Below are 1,609 nucleotides of genomic sequence, written 5' to 3' on the forward strand. Positions count from 1 at the left end.
AGATGAATCCCTCACGCGATTTGTGCAACAGAGCCGCTTGGTCCCGCTCAGCGGACCTCGGCCGTCGGAAAATGCTGCGCGACGCGCGAACGACCTGTGTGGATGGCTCCCGCATAGCATGTCGTAAATGATCTCGTGTACCTTTTCAGAAGCGGTCTTGTGTCCGGCCTGTTTGCGCGGACATTGCCGCTGGCCCTCCCTCTCGTGCATGTAAACATGCACTGCCGGGCAGTGGATGGGGTCCGCAGATCAGGTTCCTATCTGCTTTGCGGGCAATGTCGCCCGGGTCATTCGGCGGAGCGTCCTGATCGTTGCGGCTGAAGGGGACACCATCACATCGTTGGTCTTGCTATCTCGTGGGCGCGTGCCGGCTTAAGCGGGGTGCGGCTTGTAGGGCTCGTTCCTGGTCAGGACTGCCCACATGATCCGCGCCGTCTTGTTCGCCATGGCGACCGTCGCGAGCCGGGCCGGCTTTCTCTGCAGCAGCTTCGTCAGCCAGGGGTCGGCGCGCTCGGGATGATTGGCGACCTGCCGCACGCGCGATGTCATTCCGACCACGATGAGCTGGCGCAGATACCGATCGCCCATCTTGGTGATCTTTCCCAATCGCTCCTTACCGCCGCTGGAATGGTTGCGCGGTGTCAGCCCCAGCCATGCCGCGAACTCCCGACCGCTCCGGAACTGGCGGCCGGACCCGATCGTGGCGGCCACGGCCGAGGCCGTCACCGGCCCCACGCCGGGAATCGTCTGCAGGAGTTGCGCCTGGTGGCTGAGACGGGCCTGAATGCGCATCGTGATCTCGTACCAGCCAAGGCGGTTGTGCAGATCGAGCAGCTGACGGCTGAGGACCCGCAGGACGTCCTGGGCGAGCTCGGGGAGGCCGGACTGCTTGCCCTCGATGATCCCCTTCGCAAAGTCGATGGCCCGCGCCACGCCCCGAGCGATGGCGATGCCGAACTCCGCGGCCAGGCTCCGGAGCATGTTGATCAGCTGGGTACGCTGGCGAACCACGAAATCTCGTGCGCGGTGCAGTGACAAAAGCGCCTGCTGGTCCTCGGACTTGATCTCGACGAACCGCATCGTTGGTCGCGTGACCGCTTCGCATATGGCTTCTGCATCGACCGCGTCGGACTTGCCCCGCTTCACGTAGGGTTTGACGTACATCGGCGGCATCAACCGGACTGTGTGGCCCAGCTTCGAAAGCTCCCGCGCCCAGTGGTGGCTCGATGCGCAGGCCTCGATGCCGATGAGGCAGGGGGACAGTCGCTCGAAGAACGACATCACCTGCGCCCGACGCAAAGGTCGGTTGAAGGCCACTTCGCCGCCTTCCGTCACGCCATGGACGTGGAAGATGGTCTTGGCCAGATCGAGGCCGACAGTGGTAACCTGCATGGGGTGGCTCCTCTCGCTTGCAGATTCTGACACCTGCACTATGGCGCATTGCGACGCCGGGGAGCGGGAGCCATCCACCCCATCTGCTTTGGTGAAGCTGCGCCGCGGCGTTGTCACGCAGTCCGAAGGTCCGCTAATGGGATGTACCGGCTGCTTCACTCAGCAGGTTAGGCTGTGCCTATGTCTGCAAGTTGGAGAAGTAGCATGGAGAAGAAGA

The 1,609-nt window shown here is 63.3% G+C and carries 1 protein-coding gene; it reads right to left on the reverse strand.

What is annotated here, in order from left to right; genetic code table 11:
* Window positions 1-372: 372 nt before the first annotated feature.
* On the reverse strand, window positions 373-1,392 hold the full coding sequence (locus BLQ77_RS28055; RefSeq protein WP_089964325.1) for an IS110 family RNA-guided transposase: 1,020 nt from the start codon (window positions 1,390-1,392) through the stop codon (window positions 373-375).
* Between the last annotated feature and the right edge of the window lie 217 nt (window positions 1,393-1,609).

The organism is Salipiger thiooxidans (genome assembly GCF_900102075.1).
Lineage (GTDB): Bacteria > Pseudomonadota > Alphaproteobacteria > Rhodobacterales > Rhodobacteraceae > Salipiger > Salipiger thiooxidans.